The 16,820-nt window shown below is 69.2% G+C and carries 16 protein-coding genes and 1 pseudogene; 4 read left to right on the top strand and 13 right to left on the bottom strand.

What is annotated here, in order from left to right:
* Nucleotides 1-38 precede the first annotated feature (38 nt).
* The 3 genes from folE to KQY30_RS02105 all read right to left on the bottom strand — a co-directional run bounded on the left by folE (nucleotide 39) and on the right by KQY30_RS02105 (nucleotide 1,762).
* Nucleotides 39-632 (bottom strand): GTP cyclohydrolase I, encoded by a 594-nt coding sequence (gene folE, locus KQY30_RS02115; protein ID WP_254406886.1) that lies wholly within the window; start codon nucleotides 630-632, stop codon nucleotides 39-41.
* A gap of 1 nt (nucleotide 633) precedes the next feature.
* Nucleotides 634-1,263 (bottom strand): 7-carboxy-7-deazaguanine synthase QueE, encoded by a 630-nt coding sequence (locus KQY30_RS02110; RefSeq protein WP_254406885.1) that lies wholly within the window; start codon nucleotides 1,261-1,263, stop codon nucleotides 634-636.
* Between the two features lie 133 nt (nucleotides 1,264-1,396).
* Entirely contained in the window at nucleotides 1,397-1,762 is a 366-nt protein-coding gene (locus tag KQY30_RS02105) for a 6-carboxytetrahydropterin synthase (RefSeq protein WP_217305284.1), read from the bottom strand.
* A gap of 490 nt (nucleotides 1,763-2,252) precedes the next feature.
* Between KQY30_RS02105 and KQY30_RS02100 the strand changes: the two are divergent.
* Nucleotides 2,253-2,765 (top strand): annotated as a pseudogene (locus KQY30_RS02100) (pectate lyase); the annotation flags it as partial.
* A gap of 146 nt (nucleotides 2,766-2,911) precedes the next feature.
* Here KQY30_RS02100 and KQY30_RS02095 read toward each other — a convergent pair.
* From KQY30_RS02095 to KQY30_RS02060, 8 genes are all read right to left on the bottom strand, one after another.
* Complete coding sequence (locus KQY30_RS02095; RefSeq protein ID WP_217305282.1) at nucleotides 2,912-3,562, bottom strand: TetR/AcrR family transcriptional regulator; 651 nt, start codon at nucleotides 3,560-3,562, stop codon at nucleotides 2,912-2,914.
* A gap of 214 nt (nucleotides 3,563-3,776) precedes the next feature.
* Nucleotides 3,777-4,496 (bottom strand): hypothetical protein, encoded by a 720-nt coding sequence (locus KQY30_RS02090; RefSeq protein WP_217305281.1) that lies wholly within the window; start codon nucleotides 4,494-4,496, stop codon nucleotides 3,777-3,779.
* Between the two features lie 331 nt (nucleotides 4,497-4,827).
* Nucleotides 4,828-5,133: an ADP-ribosylglycohydrolase family protein gene (locus KQY30_RS37065; protein WP_302185294.1), complete on the bottom strand. Its 306-nt coding sequence runs from the start codon at nucleotides 5,131-5,133 to the stop codon at nucleotides 4,828-4,830.
* Nucleotides 5,134-5,171: 38 nt separating this feature from the next.
* Nucleotides 5,172-5,699 (bottom strand): cupin domain-containing protein, encoded by a 528-nt coding sequence (locus KQY30_RS02080; protein ID WP_217305280.1) that lies wholly within the window; start codon nucleotides 5,697-5,699, stop codon nucleotides 5,172-5,174.
* Nucleotides 5,700-5,748: 49 nt separating this feature from the next.
* Nucleotides 5,749-6,591, bottom strand: coding sequence for an HpcH/HpaI aldolase/citrate lyase family protein (locus tag KQY30_RS02075; protein WP_217305279.1), 843 nt, complete (start codon nucleotides 6,589-6,591; stop codon nucleotides 5,749-5,751).
* Nucleotides 6,588-7,076 carry a heme-binding protein gene (locus KQY30_RS02070; RefSeq protein ID WP_217305278.1) on the bottom strand — a complete coding sequence of 163 codons (489 nt, stop codon included), beginning with the start codon at nucleotides 7,074-7,076 and terminating at the stop codon, nucleotides 6,588-6,590. The genes KQY30_RS02075 and KQY30_RS02070 overlap by 4 nt, the downstream gene beginning before the upstream one ends.
* Nucleotides 7,073-7,513 carry a VOC family protein gene (locus KQY30_RS02065; protein WP_217305277.1) on the bottom strand — a complete coding sequence of 147 codons (441 nt, stop codon included), beginning with the start codon at nucleotides 7,511-7,513 and terminating at the stop codon, nucleotides 7,073-7,075. The genes KQY30_RS02070 and KQY30_RS02065 overlap by 4 nt, the downstream gene beginning before the upstream one ends.
* 73 nt (nucleotides 7,514-7,586) lie before the next feature.
* On the bottom strand, nucleotides 7,587-9,053 hold the full coding sequence (locus KQY30_RS02060; protein WP_217305276.1) for a carboxylesterase/lipase family protein: 1,467 nt from the start codon (nucleotides 9,051-9,053) through the stop codon (nucleotides 7,587-7,589).
* Between the two features lie 247 nt (nucleotides 9,054-9,300).
* Between KQY30_RS02060 and KQY30_RS02055 the strand changes: the two genes are divergently transcribed.
* A complete protein-coding gene (locus KQY30_RS02055) occupies nucleotides 9,301-10,824 on the top strand; it encodes an FAD-dependent monooxygenase (RefSeq protein WP_217305275.1) in 1,524 nt (507 codons plus the stop codon).
* A 68-nt stretch (nucleotides 10,825-10,892) separates the two neighbouring features.
* On the opposite strand, the gene KQY30_RS02050 is transcribed toward KQY30_RS02055, so the two are convergent.
* Both KQY30_RS02050 and KQY30_RS02045 read right to left on the bottom strand, forming a co-directional pair.
* Nucleotides 10,893-12,524 carry a carboxylesterase/lipase family protein gene (locus KQY30_RS02050; RefSeq protein WP_217305274.1) on the bottom strand — a complete coding sequence of 544 codons (1,632 nt, stop codon included), beginning with the start codon at nucleotides 12,522-12,524 and terminating at the stop codon, nucleotides 10,893-10,895.
* Between the two features lie 179 nt (nucleotides 12,525-12,703).
* On the bottom strand, nucleotides 12,704-13,909 hold the full coding sequence (locus KQY30_RS02045) for a glycosyltransferase (RefSeq protein WP_217310678.1): 1,206 nt from the start codon (nucleotides 13,907-13,909) through the stop codon (nucleotides 12,704-12,706).
* A 477-nt stretch (nucleotides 13,910-14,386) separates the two neighbouring features.
* On the opposite strand from KQY30_RS02045, the gene KQY30_RS02040 reads away from it, so the two are divergent.
* Entirely contained in the window at nucleotides 14,387-15,076 is a 690-nt protein-coding gene (locus KQY30_RS02040; protein ID WP_217305273.1) for a hypothetical protein, read from the top strand.
* A 416-nt stretch (nucleotides 15,077-15,492) separates the two neighbouring features.
* The gene (locus tag KQY30_RS02035; RefSeq protein WP_217305272.1) at nucleotides 15,493-15,927 is read left to right on the top strand and encodes a VOC family protein; all 435 of its coding nucleotides are present in this window, start codon (nucleotides 15,493-15,495) and stop codon (nucleotides 15,925-15,927) included.
* Nucleotides 15,928-16,820: the final 893 nt, after the last annotated feature.

Below are 16,820 nucleotides of genomic sequence, written 5' to 3'. Positions count from 1 at the left end.
GGTGATGGGACCGGGCGGACCGGTGGGGGCTGCCCGGTTCACTGGCTCCTCGGGAGGACCATGGCCACGACCTCCTGGCGGGCCGGGCCGTGCTCCTCGAAGACGCCGTTGAACACCGAGGACGTCATCAGGGCCGGGGTACGGATCCCGCGCATGCTCATGCACAGGTGCTCGCCCCGCGCCACCACGGCCACGTCCTCCGAGCCGGTCACCTCGGTGATCTCGTCCGCGATGTCCCGTACCAGGCGCTCCTGCACCTGGAGCCGGTGCGCGTGCCGGTGCGCGATCCTCGCGAACTTCGACAGGCCCAGGACCTCGCCGCGCGGCCGGTAGGCGATGGTCACCGAGCACGAGAACGGCAGCAGGTGGTGTTCGCAGAGCGACCAGAGCTGGATGTCCGAGACCAGGACGGTCTGGCCGTCGGTGTGCAGCGGGAAGAGCGTGCCGACCTTCCCCGGGTCGTAGCCGCTGAACTCCCGCCACCAGCGCGCGAACCGGGCCGGAGTGTCCTTCAGCCCGTCCCTGTCCGGGTCCTCCCCGATCTCGATGAGCAGACGCCGGGCCACGTCCTCCAGCGGATCGTGACCGTCCGCGGGCTCCTCCTGGAGCACATCGACTGCCGTAAATGTCACCTCATACGCCTCTCCTGTCGCCCCAGAGGGCGACATGCATTCGGGTCGTCAGGTTCCAGCCCCGGGCGATGACGTCGTCGCCGAGCGCCGCGAGATGCCGCGACACCTCGTCGGGCGTCCGGCCCTCGGGCATGATCCAGACCGGGGTGGTGCCGTGGCGCGCGACGATGGCGGCCACCTCGTCGAGGTCGGCGGTGGTGCGGCAGACGAATTTGAACGCGGTGCCCGGCAGAGCGGCCAGCGCCGCCAGCGCTTCGGGAACGAGCCTGCGCTCCTCCCGGTCGCCCGAGTGGGACAGCTTGGGCGACACATTGAACCGCACCCCGGTGGCGGCGAGTTCGGGCCGGGGCACGACCGTTCCATTGCTCTCGATCTCGATCCGGTGGCCGGCGGCGGTCAGTGCGCGCAGCAGCGGGAGCAGCCGCGTCTGCTGGCTCAGCGGCTCCCCGCCGGAGACCACCACCAGCGGCACCTCGTACGCCCGCAGCCGTTCGTACACCTCCTGCCAGGGCATGGGGTGCAGCTCCTCGTGCGGCACATACGCCCGGCCCGTGTCGCCGACACCGGTCCAGTCCCAGGTGTACGGGGTGTCGCACCACCGGCACGACAGATTGCAGCCGCCCAGACGCACGAACGCGCAGCGCTCACCCGTGGAGGGGCCCTCTCCCTGGACGGTCCTCAGGTGGGGCCGAAGATCTCGTTGACCACGAGCTTCGACTCCACGACGGCATCACCCCCGTTCGCCGCGCCTTTCCCGGCGGCGGTCACGGGCGGTACTCCGCCCAGGTCTTGGCCGTCTCGCTGATCCGTACCCCGCTCAGCTCCGGATACCGGGACACCCACCGCTCGTACAGCCACCGCGAGAGATGCTCCGCGGTCGGATTGACCCCCTCCAGCACCTCATTGAGATGCCGGTGGTCGACATCGCTGTCCAGCCACTTCTTGAAGTCGCCGAGGTCGCCGTAGTCCCGTACGAAACCGGTCTCGTCCAGCCCGTCCCCGGCCGCCGAAAGCTCCAGCTCCACCACATAGTTGTGCCCGTGCAGCCGCCCGCAGGGATGCTCCTCGGGCAGTCCGTCGAGCCGGTGGCTCGCGGAGAAGTGGAACTCCTTGCTGATCCGAAAACCCATGTCAGACCTCCCGCCCCGATGGTGCCGACGCAGCCGCCCGGGCCACATCACGGCCCCCACCGTGAGACACCCGCCGGGACCACCGAGACACGGGGCCCGCGCCTGCCGAGAGACACCGTGCCCCGGACTTCGCCCGGACGGACCGAATGTGGCTCGCGGGGCGTTGACCAAAGGCGCTCACTCTTCTATTTTCCGTTCAGGGGTGTGACCCAACTGTCAGATCTCATATATGAGTTGACGGCCCTCGTGTGCGATCTGAGCTGGGAACACGCACTCCTGGGAGTGAGTCACGCGGCACTGTAGAAACGGCGCTCCATGGTTCGGCGTTCCACATCACGTAGATCGTTCATGTTCATGAACTTGCGTACTCGTGAAGGGGCATACCCATATGCGCATCAACCCCCCACGTGCCCCAGCCTCCGCAAGCTCTGACCACCCCGCACCTGACCACTCGGAGTCCGACCACCCACAGGAGAAGAGGGAATCCGACATGACTTCATCAGCACATCCACACCGCCGTAGCGGGCGCCGGCCCGCCGGCCGGAGCCCGCTGGCCGGGGCACTGGCCGCGCTCGGCCTCACCGGCGCCGCCGTTCTGACGGGCGGCACCGTCGGCACCGCCGAGGCGGCCGCCGCCTGGCCGTCGCCGACAGGCACCGTGGCGGTCGGCGAGACGATCGCGGTGTCCGGTACGTACGACGGCAAGCTCCAGCGTTTCTACGGCACGGGCGACCTCGGCGACGGCGGTCAGTCCGAGGGCCAGGACCCGATCTTCAAGCTCGCGGACGGCGCGGTACTCAAGAACGTCGTCCTCGGCTCCCCCGCGGCGGACGGTGTCCACTGCTCGGGCAGTTGCACACTGCAGAACGTGTGGTGGGAGGACGTCGGCGAGGACGCGGCCAGCTTCAAGGGCACCTCGTCATCCGCCACGTACACGGTCACCGGCGGCGGCGCGAAGAGCGCCTCGGACAAGGTGTTCCAGTTCAACGGCGCCGGAAAGCTGACACATGGACCGGCCGTGACGACCCCCATGCGTACACGGCCGGTCCATGTGTCAGTCCACGTGTTGGCCCATGAGTTTGCCCATGTGTGAACGGCCGCTCGTCCCGCCGGTGGTGACGCGGGTGTGATCGCCGAGGCGGGCGTCGTTCAGGGTGCGGTGTGACGTGTGTTCGCCGGCGACGACAGTCCGTTGAAGAGGGGCAGCAGAATGTCCTCGACAATACGGACGATCGCTTCGCCGGGCACGGGGAGTCCTCGGAGGGACTCCGCGCGCAGCAGGGCCAGGGGGAGTGCGACGACCCGCGCGGTGACGGGGGCTCCGCCGTAGTCACCGCGCAGGGTGGCGCGTTGGAGGATGCGTTCCAGGGGCGAGCGGAGGTCGACCTGGCCGACCCTGGTGTAGATGAGCTGCGTCAGTTCGGCGTCGTTCGCCATCGCCGCGTTCAACTGGCCGACGCTCTCCGGGGGGACGGCCGCGAAGCGGTCCGCGAGGGGCTGGAGCAGGGCGATCAGGTCGGCGCGCAGATCGCCGTGGTCCTGGTCCGGGATGGCCGGGGTGGGGAACTTGTCGAGGACGGCGGCGAGCAGCAGTTCGGCGCGGCTGGACCAGCGCCGGTACAGCACCGGTTTGCTGGTTCCCGCACGGGCGGCCACGGCGTCCATGGTGAGGTGTTCGTAGCCGTCTTCGACGAGGACGTCCCAGGTGGCGCTGAGGATCGCCGCTTCGAGTGCGGCCCCCCGGCGCCGTGTGCGGACGGCCGGTTTGGCGGTGTTTTCCTGCGCGGTCTGGCCGGTCACGTCTTCCCCGAATCACACGGGCCTGTCTGGTTTGGCAGGCACACGATCAAGGTACCACGGTTTCTTGTCGCCGCTTTCTTGTCGCCGGTTTCTTGCCCTTGGTTCCTTGTCGCTGCCGCAGGCACTCGTGCCCCTCGGTACGTCGTCGCCGGGTGTGCCGGACGCCGGGACCGAGGGGCGGCGAGCCGCGGGTCGATGCACCCGGGCCCTGTTGTCAGGTGGGCGCGGGGGTGCCGGACTCCGGTGCCGGCGCGGCTTCGTTGTGCCCGTCGCTGTCGGCGCGATCAGGTTCCGCGACCCGTGATTCCGCGCGGCCGAGGTAGACGACGGTGACGACGGCCAGTACGAGGATGCTCGTGACGTCGGTCGGGACGCTGACGGCGGCTACCCAGGCGCCCGGCAGGACCATCAGGAGCACACCGCGCAGCACGCCCTGGCTGATCACCAGCACGCCCCAGGCGATCGACATGACCCGGTGGCGACGGCGCACCTCGGCGGAGGCTTCGTAACGGCGCAGGATCTCCTCACGTCCGACCCGGCGCCGCAGTCGGCCCATGATGGCCAGCGTGTAGGGGCGGTGGCTGCTTCTGGCCACCGACACGATCAGACTGCCCAGGAAGACCTGGCCGATGGACGGCTTGAGGAGAAAGAGCCAGGCATTGCCGGTCGCCGCCACCAGAACGGCGATCGCGATGAAGTACAGCACCATCAGCACGGGGCGCAGGGTGACTCGCCGCTGCCGGGCGCTGACCCACGCGAGGCGCGCGAGGGAGATGACGATGCCGGAGGCGAGCTGGGCCCAGGTCGGCGCACCGAGCATCAGGAGCAGGACGTAGGCCACGATCGGCGGAACCACGTCCCACAGCAGTCCCGGATGCCGCCCTGGACCGGGGCTCTCGTCGACGCCGGGGCTCTGTTTGACGTTCGCGCTCACTGAAGGCCCCCTGTTCCGAGGCGGACCGGCCTTGCCGCTTCGGCCCCGGCATCGGGAACGAGGCGGGCTTCGGTGATGGGTTCGCTCATGCATCCACTCCTGATCTGTGTGCTGACCGGCCGGCCGCTGCTGTCGGCAACGGGGACGCGGAGCGGCCAGGCGGCCGTACGGCATGCCACGGAGCCGTCCCGAGCGGTTAAGAATCCTCGGTATCTTATTAAGACCCTGCGGTGTCTTAGTGGCAAGGGGTCGGGCGCACCGAAAGCGGCGATGAAGAGAAGTCGTGTCGGGTCGCCGGCGGTACGACGGAGACCGCGCCCGCAACGGGCCGTTAGCCGCCGAGGCGGTGCGCGAGGCGGAGCAGATCCGCCGAGCGCAGCACCCGTCCGTCGAACCCTGGGAGGGGGACATGGAGCGGCTCGGTCCAGCGGGCGGGGATCGCGTCCAGCCCGTAGTACGCCCCCGCCAGGCCTCCGGTCACTGCGGCGACGGTGTCCGTGTCACCGCCGAGCCGACGACCGCACCGGCTGCCCGCTGAACTCGCTTCATCCGCGCAGGCTATCCGCGCCGCCTCGACGGCCGCGCGGCAATAGCGGCAGGCGGATCCGGGGGAACCGCCTGCCGCTAGGGGGCGCACGCTCGCCGATGCGGCGTGCACCGGCGTACGGCCACTGCTCAGTCCGTGCGCGCGTCGATCATGGTGCCGATGAGCAGACAGGGGCTGTCGGAGCGGTTGCTCCAGCCGTGGTTGACGCCCCGGATGACGACCGAGTCGCCCGGTTTCATCAGGACCTCCTCGGTGTCGGTGATCAGGTGGATCTCACCGCGGACCACGGTGATGCAGTCGAGGGTGTCGGTGCGGTGCATGGTCGGGTGCCGCCGGGAGTCGGCCTCGGTGGGCAGATGCGTCTGGCCGACCTCGGAGTTGAGCGTGGAGAACTCCTTCCGGTGCTCGTCCGGGTCCATGTCGGGCCACAGCTCCAGCGCGCGGACCAGCATGCCGCCGGGATGGGGCTCGCGCTGGGCGCCTATCAGCGAGCGGTCGCCCTCGATGGTGTTGTCGACGGGGATCTCGTGGGTCGCCCACAGAGTGGAGCGCCAGAAGAAGCCCTTCTTGGACTGGATGTTGGCGGGCTCCGATTCCAGAAGGACGGAACGTCCCTCGTCGTCGGGCCCGAGGACGTACCTCTTGATGTCGGCCATCGATGCCTTCCAAGTTCCGTTGCGAGGACGGGCGCCTCGCCGGGGCGGGTCAGTACCGGTCGGGGAAACCGCTCTCGGGTGTGGCGGGGCGGGAGAACCCGGTGCCGGCGACAGCCGAGTCGAGGGCGGCGACGGTGGCTTCACACACGCCGCGGAAGGCCATCACGTCGATGCCGAGGCAGAACACCCGGATGCCGTCCTCCAGGGCCCGTGCGCAACTGTCGTGCGTGGGATCGAGGATGGGGCCGCCCATGAGCATCACGCCGTGCCGCGCGGCGGCGGCCTTGACCTCGTCGTAGGCGGCCCTGACCTTGGGGCTGCTGTGCATGGCGGCGGCCTCGCCCATCGCGAAGGCGAGTTCACCGGCGGCGAAGCACAGCACACGGACCTGCTCCACGGCGCAGATCTCGTCGATGTTCTCCAGCGCGTCGAGGGTCTCGATGAGCGGGATGATCAGCAGGCCGGCATTGCTCTCCTCGGCGTGCCGGGCGAAGGAGCGCAGGGAGTACCCGGCCGCGCGGTAGGCGGGGCAGATGCCGCGCCGTCCATGGGGCGGGTAGAGCGTGGCGTCCACGACGGCGCGGATGTCGTCGGCGGTGCGGACCATGGGGACGATCAGTCCGTGGGCGCCTGCCTCCAGGGCGCGGCGGGCGGCCGTGGTGTCGTCGGGTTCTGGGATACGCACCAGGGAGAGCAGTCCGGCGGCCTCGGCCGTGCGGACGGTGTCCTCCAGCGCGCGGGGGTCGGTCGGGCTGTGCTCGCTGTCCAGCCACACGTAGTCGAAGCCGGTGCGTCCCATGACTTCGATCAGGGTGTGGTCTCCGGTGAAGCACTGCATGCCCACGGGGACGATGTTGTAGTCGAGCATGCGCAGCAGGGGATTGGAGTTCATGGCGTGCCGTTCTCCTTCCCGCCGGCCGTGTGCTGACCGTCTCCGTGGGCGGGGGTGTCGCTGCCGGGGTCGGCGGTGAGACCGGTCGCTTCGATGCCCTTGAGAGCCGCCTCCTCGTCCAGCCCGGGCAGATGGCCGCTGACGCCGACGGCCCCGACGACCTGCCCGTCGCCGTCTCGAACCAGGACCCCGCCGGGTACGGGCACGAGGTCACCGTCCGCGAGCCCGACGAGGGCGTTGACGAAGTGGGGGTGGGAGGCGGCCCGTACGGCGAGGCTGCGGCTGCCGACACCCATGTTCAGGGCGCCGCGGGCCTTGCCCACCGCGATCCGCTCGCGCAGCAGGGAGGAGTGGTCCTCGCGGCCGAAGGCCACGAGGTGACCGCCGGCGTCCAGGACGGCGACCGTCATGGGCGGGAACTGGCTGGAGCGGGCGTGGTCCAGGGCGTGCTCGACGATCGTGCGCGCCTGCGCGTAGGTGATCACAGACGCTGCCCTTCCTGCACGGCGGCGTCGAACCCGCCGACCGGTTCGGTGTACAGCCGCAGCAGCGTACCGTCCGGATCATGGAAGCTCAGCGCGTGGCCGATACGGGCTTCGGCGACGGGGCCGTGCGGTACGTCGCACGCGTCCAGGTGCTCGACCCAGTTCTCCAGGGCGGCCCGGTCGGCGACGGCCAGCGTCACCGGGTCGTATGCGGTGGCGGTCCCGGCGGCCTCCGGCGCCAGCCGCAACTGGACCGGTACGCCGAGACCGGGCAGAGCCACCACCACGGAGTAGCGGGCACCGTGAGGGTCGTGGTGGTCCAGCGCGGGAATGCGCTCGGCCCCGAGGACGGACGCGTACCAGGCTGTGCTGGTGTCCAGATCGCTGACCGGCAGGGTCACATGGTGAAGGCCGGACAGTACAGGAGGTGACGTCATTGACAACTCCAAAGAGAAATGGTGGAACGGCTGACGGGAGCCGGGGATGAACAGCCTCCGGCCTGCGCGGGAGTCATGGTCGGAGGCTGTGGATGAGGTCGGTCAGTTTCGTGGTGGTGAAAGGCTCGGCACGCAGGGTGTGGGTGATGACGGTCATCGCAGGGTCGCCGCCGTGGTGACGCGGCCACGGCGAGCCGTCGGGGAGGGCGGGAACCCCGGTGCGGGCGAAGGAGACCCAGGCGTTCTGCATGTCGGCGGACAGCGCGGCGTCGGTGTCGTCGTAGGCGTCCGCGGGCTCCAGGTTGCCGAACACGTACCGGATCTCCGCGGTGTGCTGGGCCAGATGCCCTGAAGCCTTGAGGCCCGGCGAGACACGGCCGAACCGGTAGTAGTACAGCGGCCTGTCCAGGGCGGCGAAGCGCTTCAGTGTGGCCAGGGCGGGCTCGGTGAAGATGGCCGTGGTGAACAGTTCGTCCAGCGCCTCGTAGGTGGTGGCGCCGGAGGTGTTGAGCAGGTCGAGTACGCCTTCCCGGTGGGCGCCTCCCAGGACCGCCGCCATGTTCTCCACCATCGCGGGCGGGAACGGTGCGGACGGCGGGAGGAAGTAGCGTGCCTCGTTCTCCACGCAGCCGAGTATCACCGGCACCTGGGACGGCCAGCCGGCGAAGTCGTCCCCGCTCGCGACATCACGGTCGTCGTAGACCGGTGTCCACACGAGGTTGGCGGGGGTGTGGACCTGGCCCGGTTTGGGCCGGACGCCCGCCAGGTCCACCGACAGGGCCAGGACGTCCTCCGTGGATGCCTTGCGCGCGGTGCCGGCATCGCCGCCGAGCCGGGCGAACAGGTCACGGGTGGCGTCCATGGTGCGTTCGGGTCCGGGTGGTGTCGGCAGGCCCGCGGCCGGTTCGAACCCGGCGCTCTGCATGATCGCCCGGTGGAACAGATCCCTGGCGCGGCGGGCCGACAGCAGGGCGCGTACCGAGGCGGCCCCGGCCGACTGGCCGAACACCGTGACGTTGCCCGGGTCGCCGCCGAAGGCGTCGATGTTCTGCGCGACCCACTCCAGCGCGGCGATCTGGTCGAGCACCCCGAAGTTCGACCCGACGGCCGGGTCCGCCGCGAAACCGAACGCGCCGAGCCGGTAGTTGACCGTCACCACGGTGACACCGCGGGCGGCCAGCCGGGCGCCGTCGAACGCGTCCTCCGACCCCGCTCCTCCGAGGAACCCGCCGCCGTGGATCCACACCATCACCGGCTGCCGCGCCTCGCGCTCAAGGGTCTGGGTCCAGACATTGAGGTGCAGGCAGTCCTCGCTCTGTGCGCTCACGCGCAGATCGAAGCTGGCGCCCCGCGTCTGAGGACACACCGGGCCGAACCGGCTCGCGTCGCGCACCCCCTCCCACGGCTCGGGGCGCCCGGGCGGCTGCCAGCGCCGGTCGCCGACCGGCGGCGCGGCGTAGGGCAGGCCCAGGAAGCGGGAGATCCCGTTCTCGCGCGTTCCCTCGGCATACCCCTGTGAAAGGCCGACCCGTGGACGCATGGCGCTCCACCTCTTCTCTTCCGTGTGATCTGTGTTCAGCGCGGCCCGAAAAGGCCGGGCGCCGCGTATGAGGACGGCTTTCGGCCGATCGGGGACCTGCCCCCGCGCGGGCCCGCCCCGACGGGGTGGGCAGTTCCCGCATCCGGTCCGCGGGGGTCCGGCCTCAAGGGTTCCGTGTTTGCCACGCCCAGGAAACCGTGGTTCCCTAACTTCAAGGTACCAGAGTTTCTTAAATGGAGGCGCGTTCATGAGCAGCGACAGCGCGGTTGTCATCGTCGGTGCAGGTCCGGTCGGACTGGTGCTCGCGGCAGAGCTGGAGACCGCCGGCGTCCATGCCGTGATCGTCGAGCAGTTGGCGGAGCCCGACCCGCTGCAGAAGGGGCGCGGGGTCGGCGTCCTCGGGAGCGAGGCGCTGCGCCGTCGCGGGCTCGGCCGCCGTCTGTTCAGCCAGCACCAGGCTGGCAAGGTCAACTACCAGCAGGACATGGGCAGTCCGCTCGGCCACTTCGCCTGGATCCACAAGCTGACCATCGACCACCTGGTCCACGAGACCGACAACCGGGTGCCGGCCGCCATGTGGCAGCCCGAACTGGAGAAGGTGCTCGCCGACCACGCCACCAAGCTGGGCGCCACACTGCTGCGCAGCCACCGCGTCACTGCCCTCACCCAGGACGAATCGGGCGTGGAACTGACCGTGGCGACCCCGGACGGCGACCGCCGGTTCCGGACGTCCTACGTCGTGGGATGCGACGGCGGCCGGTCCGCAGTCCGCAAACTCGCCGACTTCGACTTCCCAGGTGTGGACGGCGGCCTCGTCACCCGGATCGCCCGGCTCAAGGTCGCCGACCCCGAGACATTTCCCGCGCCGGTCAACAGCGCGCGGGGACGCCTGCAGCACGGCGGTGTGCACGACGGATGGGTCCGGGTACGGGTGACCGAGCCCGTCGACGAGAGCGAGGACCGCGACCACTCGCCACTGACCGAGACCGAGGTACGCGACGCTGTCCACCGCACCTCCGGCGTCCACCCCGTGATCCTGGAGATGCGCGAAGGCCGCCGCACGCGGGACAACTCACGGCACGCGGCCAGCTATCGCATGGGCCGCGTCTTCCTTGCCGGCGACGCCGCCCACGTGCACTCGCCCATGGGCGGCCAGGGCCTCAACCTCGGCATCATGGACGCAGTCAACCTCGGCTGGAAGCTCGCCACCGTCGTCCAGGGCACCGTCGACGCCCGGCTCCTCGACACGTACACCGCCGAGCGCCACCCCGTCGGCTGGGGCGTCGTCCACAACACCCGCGCGCAGACCGCGCTGCTGCCCGCGACCCCGTACGTCGAGGCCCTGCGCGACATCGTCACCGACCTCTTGGACCTGCCCCAGGTGAACCGGCACATCGGCGGCCTGCTCTCCGGCATCGACGTCCGCTACCAACTGCCCTACGCGCCGGGCACCGACCACGAACTGATCGGCGGTCACATCCCTGACCTCGTCGTCGACGACGTCACCCTCTACTCCCTGATGCACGACGGCCGGCCCGTCCTCCTGCACACACCCGTCGCCGGCTCCGCCGCCGTCGCCGCCCAGCCCTGGGCGGACCGGCTGCACCTCGTCGACGCCATCGTCCTCGGCCGCCGCGACCTCACCGCGGCCCTGATCCGCCCCGACGGCGTCCTCGCCTGGGCCGCCACGCCGAACGCCTCGCCCGACAACGGCGCACTCGTCGAGGCCCTCAGCACCTGGTTCGGCACAGGATCCCCGCGCGGCAACTGACGCGGACCCGCCGGTCGGTGGCGTACCGACCGGCGGGCCGTCGAGGCGGTCACCTGCGGGGCAGTTCCTCAGCGCACTCGTGGACGCAGTCGGTAAAGGGATTCCAGCACCGGATCGACGTCATAGGGCGCGAAGGACACCTGGTCGTTCACGACCGTGTGCAAGGAACGCGACCGGCCGAATTCGGGCCAGCGTGCCCCGTCGAGCCGCTCGGGAACCCCCGTCCGGGCGAATTCAACGAACGCGTGCTGCATTTCGTCCCGGATCTGTACGTCGATCGCGTCGTAGGGCCCTCCGGGATAGAACTCGCTGTCGAGCAGATTGCCGAAGATGTAGAAGATGTCAGCGCCATGGTGGGCAAGGCGATTGTTCTGCACGCGCCCCGGCGAGGCACGCTGGAAACGGTACGAGTAGAGCTTTCGGTCGCCGCCGGAGAAACGACGCAGGCTCGCATACTCCTGCTCCGAGAAAATGACCGTGGTGAAGAGGCGGTCAAGGCTCTCGAAAGTGGTACCGCCTTCCAAATTCAAGATACGGAGCACCTCGTCCGCCTTCGGACCGGCGAGACTTTCGGCCATGACACGCAGCGTTTCGGACGTGTAGGGAACGCCCGGGTTCAGGAAGGAACGTCCTTCGTGCTGGCAGCACGCGAACATGGCCGGGACACCACTGCTCCAGGCGGGAAATTGCTCCGTCACGACTTCTCCGTCGGGCACCGGATTCCAGACCAGATCCAGCGGTGTGAAAACACCGCCCGCGGGAGTGGGAACCCGCGACGCCGCAAAACCAGCCGCGTACACCGCTTCGGCGGAGACCTCCCGCAGCTTCGACCGGTTCGTCGCCCCCAGCTCCGAGAAGATCCTCTCGGTCGCCTCACGCGACCGTTCGAAGTTCCACGCCTCGGTGCTCACCGGCAGCTCGCCGCCCTGGCTCAGCAGAGCGCAGCGCTGGAACAGGCCCTTGGCCTGCGGAGACTGCAGCAGGGCGCGCACCTCGATGGCACCGGCCGAGTAGCCGAAGATCAGGACCCGGGAGGGGTCGCCGCCGAACGCCTCGATGTTCTCCCGCACCCAGCGCAGCGCGGCCACATGGTCCAGGACCGCGAAGTTGGCGCCCATCTCCTCGTCATTGAGGAAGCCGAACGGACCGAGCCGGTAGTTCGGGGCGACGACCGTCACCCCCAGCTTCGCGAGACTGGACCCGTCGGTGAACATCTCCGACGCCGCACCACGGAGATTGCCTCCGCCGTGGAACCAGACGACGACAGGCTGCCGCGCCCTTTTCGACAGATTCGTTGTCCAGACGTTCAGATAAAGGCAGTCTTCCGAGACACGATCGGTCCGGAATGACGCATTGATCGGCCCCTGATAGGCGGCCGGACCGAACTCCTGCGCCGTGCGCACCCCGCTCCACGGCACAGGCGCCTTGGGCGCCCTCCACCTCAGCTCACCGACCGGCGGCTGAGCAAAAGGAACACCCAGGAACTTGTTCACGCCGTCCGCCGTGAACCCCTCAAGCTGCCCCTGCCTCGTACGCACGACCGGGGCCGTGTCCGAATTTACCGAACCCGAGCCGCCGACCGCTCGGGCAGAGCCGGCAAAAGCGACGGAAGCCGTGACTCCCGCAGCCCCCGAGGCCATCACCGACAACGCGCGGCGACGGGATGGGAAACGGTTCGCTGCTTCACCAGAAAACTCCACAGAAACTCCTCCGGAAAGACACTGGGATAATGAAACGTATGAACCGTTTCTTATAAACGCCTAAACGCGCCCTGTGCCGAGGCTGAGAATCGCGAAATGCGCCGGGGATTGTCCCGGCTCGTCGGAGTTATTGGCCGGGGGCCGGTCCGGATCCCGTTCTGCCCGGCACAGCCCTCAGCTCACCGGAGGGTGTCGAGCAGCATGCTCGCGGCCACCGCTGCTCCGTCGGTGCGGATCCTGGTGCCCAGAGCCTCTGCCCGCGCCCGGGTTTCGGGCGCCAGGGCCCTCTTGAACGCGACGCTCAGGGACTCGACGGTCGGATCCGGGACATCGAGTGCCGCGCCGATGTCCAGATCTGCCACCCGGCCGGCCCAGTACGGGTTGTCCGCCAGCCGGAGAGCCACCACCACTTGCGGCACGCCCGCCCGGGCGGCCGTCATCGTTGTACCCGCGCCGCCGTGGTGCACCACGGCGGCCACCCTGCCGAACAGGCGCTGTTGGTTGACCTCACCGATGGCGAAGCAGTCGTCCCGGTCGTCGACCAGATCCAGGTCCGCCCAGCCGCGGGAGACGAGCACACGGCGACCTTGCGTGCGGATCGCCTCGATGGCCTTGCGGGCGATGTCCGGCGACGGGCGCATACTGCCGAAGCCCACGTAGACCGGCGGCGAGCCCGCGTCCAGGAACGTCACCAAGTCGGCCGGGAGCGGGCGTTCGTCCGGCAGGGTCCATGCACCCGTCTGTATCACGTCGATGCCCGGGGTCTCCCGCCACGGTCCCAGGACCGGGTCCGCTGCCAGCCATGGCCGGTCGGTGAAGACATGGTCGCGGACATTCTCCACCGGTGGCAGACCGATCGATGCCCGGTGGCCGTTGAGCGCCTCGCTGAATTGCGCGTTCACGTTGTGGGCGTCCAGCTCCCACAGCGTCCGGTTGTCGTTCACCTCCGGCTCCGGCCACCCCGGTCGCGGTGGCGGCGCATGGTGCGGCGACGGCAGGTTGACGGCCGAATAGCTCACGTACACATAGCGGATGCCCGCGGCCTCGGCCACGGACCGCGCGGCGATCTGCGCCAGGCCGGCCGCCACCAGCGCGTCACATCCGTCAGCCGCCGCGGGGAAGACGTCGAACTGTGTGCCGACCATCTCGGTCCGGTACCGGGACAGCTCCGCCGCCGACGGCAGACTCGTCCCGCGCATCAACGCACGCACCGGTGGCCCGACCGGCACCAGTTGTATCCCGAGACCTGCCAGCCGCTCCGCGAACTCCTCGTCCGGCGGGGCGCACATCCGTACCTCCACGCCGAGCGCCTGGAGCCGCACCGCGAGTGCCACCAGCGGTTCGACATCGCCACGCGTCCCGTATGTGGAGAGCAGCACCCGCATTCCGCGTCCTCTTTCGTTCTGGCTCTGCATACGTTTCATCCCGTGCCCGCCCAGGCTTCGAGCGGTCCTCGTCGACGGCGATGTGACGGCCGTGGCGGAGTGCGGCAGCAGTGTACGTCGCGTGGTACTGAACGCGGCGGTGCTCCCGGAACACCAAGGTGCCGGGCCCGTGCACGCCTTGCCCGCGCCAGGGGATGCGCAAGTGAACGCCGTCGTACGGGAGTTGGAAACGGTCGAGGCAGGACAGGTGCCGGGTCCCACTGACGATCTCGCCGATCAATGCTCCCAACGCTCCCTCTCGCGTGAGCCGTCCTTGGTGGCTACGGTGAGCGCCAGCGTGCCTTCAAGGCCGACGGTACGGCGTCGGCCCTGGGCCGCCCGTACCCGGCGAGGCGCGCAAGGTCCCCGATCGTCAGCACAACGCATGGTTCCCGATCGTCCACACAACCTGAGGGCCACTCAATGCATAGTCCGTCCGTGCCCATCCCCGATGTTTCGGTCATCCTGCCCTGCGCCGGATTCGGAACGCGCTTCGGGGCGCCCTACTCGAAGGAGCTGCACTGTCTGGCTCCTGGGGTCACTGTGCTGGACCGCAGCCTGGAGGGCGTCGTCGAACTGGCCAAAAGCGGACTCAACGTGCGCCTGGTCGTCGTATTCAGGACCCACAAGCTGGACACGGTGAGCTATCTCGCGCGCTACGCCGAGACCTTTCAAATGGTCTTCGTCTACCAGGACGAGTCGTTCGAACCGGGGCTCGACGGGGCGATCCGGTCCGCGCTGCCGATGACGCGGGGACCGGTGGCCCTTGTGCTGCCTGACATCGTTGTCAGCGGTGTGGGTAGCGCTGGCGGTCTTCTCGCCGCAGTGCGGCACGTGGAGGTGGCGGGTTGGAGCGTAGTGGCCGCCGAAGAGCGGGATCCCGACACGCTACGGCAGATGGGCGCGCTGGCCGTGGCCGAGGAGGGCGGCGTCATGACAGTCGGGGCGGCCACCGACAAGCCGGCGGATCCTTCGGGCTTCAACGCGTTCTGGGGCATGGTGGCGGTCACTGAGAAGGAGGCACACCGGTTGCCCGACGTGGTGAGCAAGGGGGCGGACAGCCCGCTGGCGGGTGCGGTCGCTCTCATGGTGGAGCGAATCGTCAACTACAACACGGTGGCGGGCTGATTGGCCGGACGCCGACGTGGCGAGCCTTGCCGGTCGCGGCACGAGGCGGCAAGGACCAGACTATCGGCAGGAGTTGGACCACACCGACCGAAGGGGCCCTACCTCTACGACCTCCAGCCACTGGACCCCGAAGCCTGATCCGCCGAACAGGCCCTGGACCGACATGCGTGCTCGACCTCCGGGCTCCCGATGAATCTGAGCCGGAAACCTGCGCCGCTGAAGCCGACGTCGGAACGGGCCGAGGCGCAGCGCACGCTGTTCGGGACGGGCCCCGGCTTCCAGACGCGCGGCGCGCTCATCGAGAATGTGGAGGTCGCCCGAGCAGCGCTGAAGCCGCAGCCGCGCAGCATGCCCCCCCGATGAGCCAGGGGCGGGCCCGCGGAGACGGCGAAAGAGCCCGCCTCTACGATGGACCAATGGCGTCGATCAAGCAGGTCCAAGTCACCTTCGACTGCGCAGAGCCTGAGCGTGTCGCTCGGTTCTGGTGCGAGGTGTTGGGGTACGTCGTACCGCCGCCCCCGAAGGGCTTTGCTACGTGGGACGATTACGATCGCTCGCTGCCGCCTGAGCGCCAGGGGGCGGCGTTCGCATGCCTCGACCCCTCAGGTGTGGGCCCGCGACTGTTCTTCCAGCGCGTTCCCGAAGGCAAGGTCGTCAAGAATCGGCTGCATCTCGACGTGCGGGTCGGCACCGGGCTCGTGGGCGAAGAGCGCGTCGCCGTGCTTGAGGCCGAATGCGCACGACTGGTCGCGCTCGGCGCGGTACGCCTGCGACTACTGCGTGCCGATGGCTACAACGAGTCGTGCCTCGTGATGCAGGACGTCGAGGGCAACGAGTTCTGTCTCGACTGAGGGTCCGCGAACGTGCCGCGGCTCAGGGCTGCACCGTGATCGGGAACGCGGAACTCAGCCGCGGCAACCTGCGCGTTGCTTCGACCTCATCTCGTACGTCCCAACGCTCCCCGAGAGGATCTCGAACCACCTCGTCGTCGCCCTGCCGGGCGTCCACGGCCTCATAGAAGGCGGTGAACTCGTCAGAAACCGGGGTCACTTGCCCGTAGGCTTCGGCTGCTACGTAGTCCAGCCCCTCCCACTCCGGCCAATCATCGCGCCAAGAACCTCGCGGCCGACCCACCAGACGCCGGACGTCAGGGACCTCGGCCAGAGTGTCGGGGTCCCCCTGCTCGCACAGACGGTCAAGGCAAACCTGGAGAGGCGGGCGGCCCGCGACGCGTAACGGCACAGCGCGGACGTCCAGGTTCAGGGGGACCTCGGCTACCGCCGGGCTTTCCAGCTTGCCCAGGCCAGGCAGGCAAGTAGCGCGGCGATCGCAAAGTCGTCGATACCGCCGCTCCGGTTCGCCGTTGCGAAGGCACCGACACTGAGAGCGGCAAAGAGGACGCTGAGGAGTGTCCAAAACCTGATCATGCTGCTCCCGGCTCATCAGGGCTGTAGAGGCCAACGTAACGCCCGCCCGCCCCGGATACCGCCGGTCCGGTGTGATTGAGCACGATAGTTGTCACTTGTGCGGGACAACGGCCCCCGGTGGACCGTAAAACGGCTGGCGGCCGGCCGAATACGCCGAACACGCCACACCTGACCGTCCGTATCGGCTCCTCAACGGCGGCCGTTCGCCGAGACCACCCCGATCACCCCGAGCGTGGCCGGTACCTCGCCCGCCTGGCCTGCTGGCTGGCGGGGGCGGACCGCGCCAGGGCCGGGCCAGTCGGCGGGTTAGAGTTCAA

Source organism: Streptomyces sp. GMY02, assembly GCF_019056675.1.
GTDB lineage: Bacteria > Actinomycetota > Actinomycetes > Streptomycetales > Streptomycetaceae > Streptomyces > Streptomyces odonnellii.
This window is presented reverse-complemented; position numbering and strand designations above follow the sequence as displayed.

What these genes read in the sequence shown, in the direction of transcription:
- KQY30_RS02105 (WP_217305284.1), bottom strand. Translation starts at nt 1,762, where the DNA reads ATGGGTTTTCGGATCAGCAAGGAGTTCCACTTCTCCGCGAGCCACCGG.
- KQY30_RS02080 (WP_217305280.1), bottom strand. Translation starts at nt 5,699, where the DNA reads ATGGCCGACATCAAGAGGTACGTCCTCGGGCCCGACGACGAGGGACGT.
- KQY30_RS02075 (WP_217305279.1), bottom strand. Translation starts at nt 6,591, where the DNA reads ATGAACTCCAATCCCCTGCTGCGCATGCTCGACTACAACATCGTCCCC.
- KQY30_RS02065 (WP_217305277.1), bottom strand. Translation starts at nt 7,513, where the DNA reads ATGACGTCACCTCCTGTACTGTCCGGCCTTCACCATGTGACCCTGCCG.
- KQY30_RS02060 (WP_217305276.1), bottom strand. Translation starts at nt 9,053, where the DNA reads ATGCGTCCACGGGTCGGCCTTTCACAGGGGTATGCCGAGGGAACGCGC.
- KQY30_RS02055 (WP_217305275.1), top strand. Translation starts at nt 9,301, where the DNA reads ATGAGCAGCGACAGCGCGGTTGTCATCGTCGGTGCAGGTCCGGTCGGA.
- KQY30_RS02045 (WP_217310678.1), bottom strand. Translation starts at nt 13,909, where the DNA reads ATGCGGGTGCTGCTCTCCACATACGGGACGCGTGGCGATGTCGAACCG.
- KQY30_RS02035 (WP_217305272.1), top strand. Translation starts at nt 15,493, where the DNA reads ATGGCGTCGATCAAGCAGGTCCAAGTCACCTTCGACTGCGCAGAGCCT.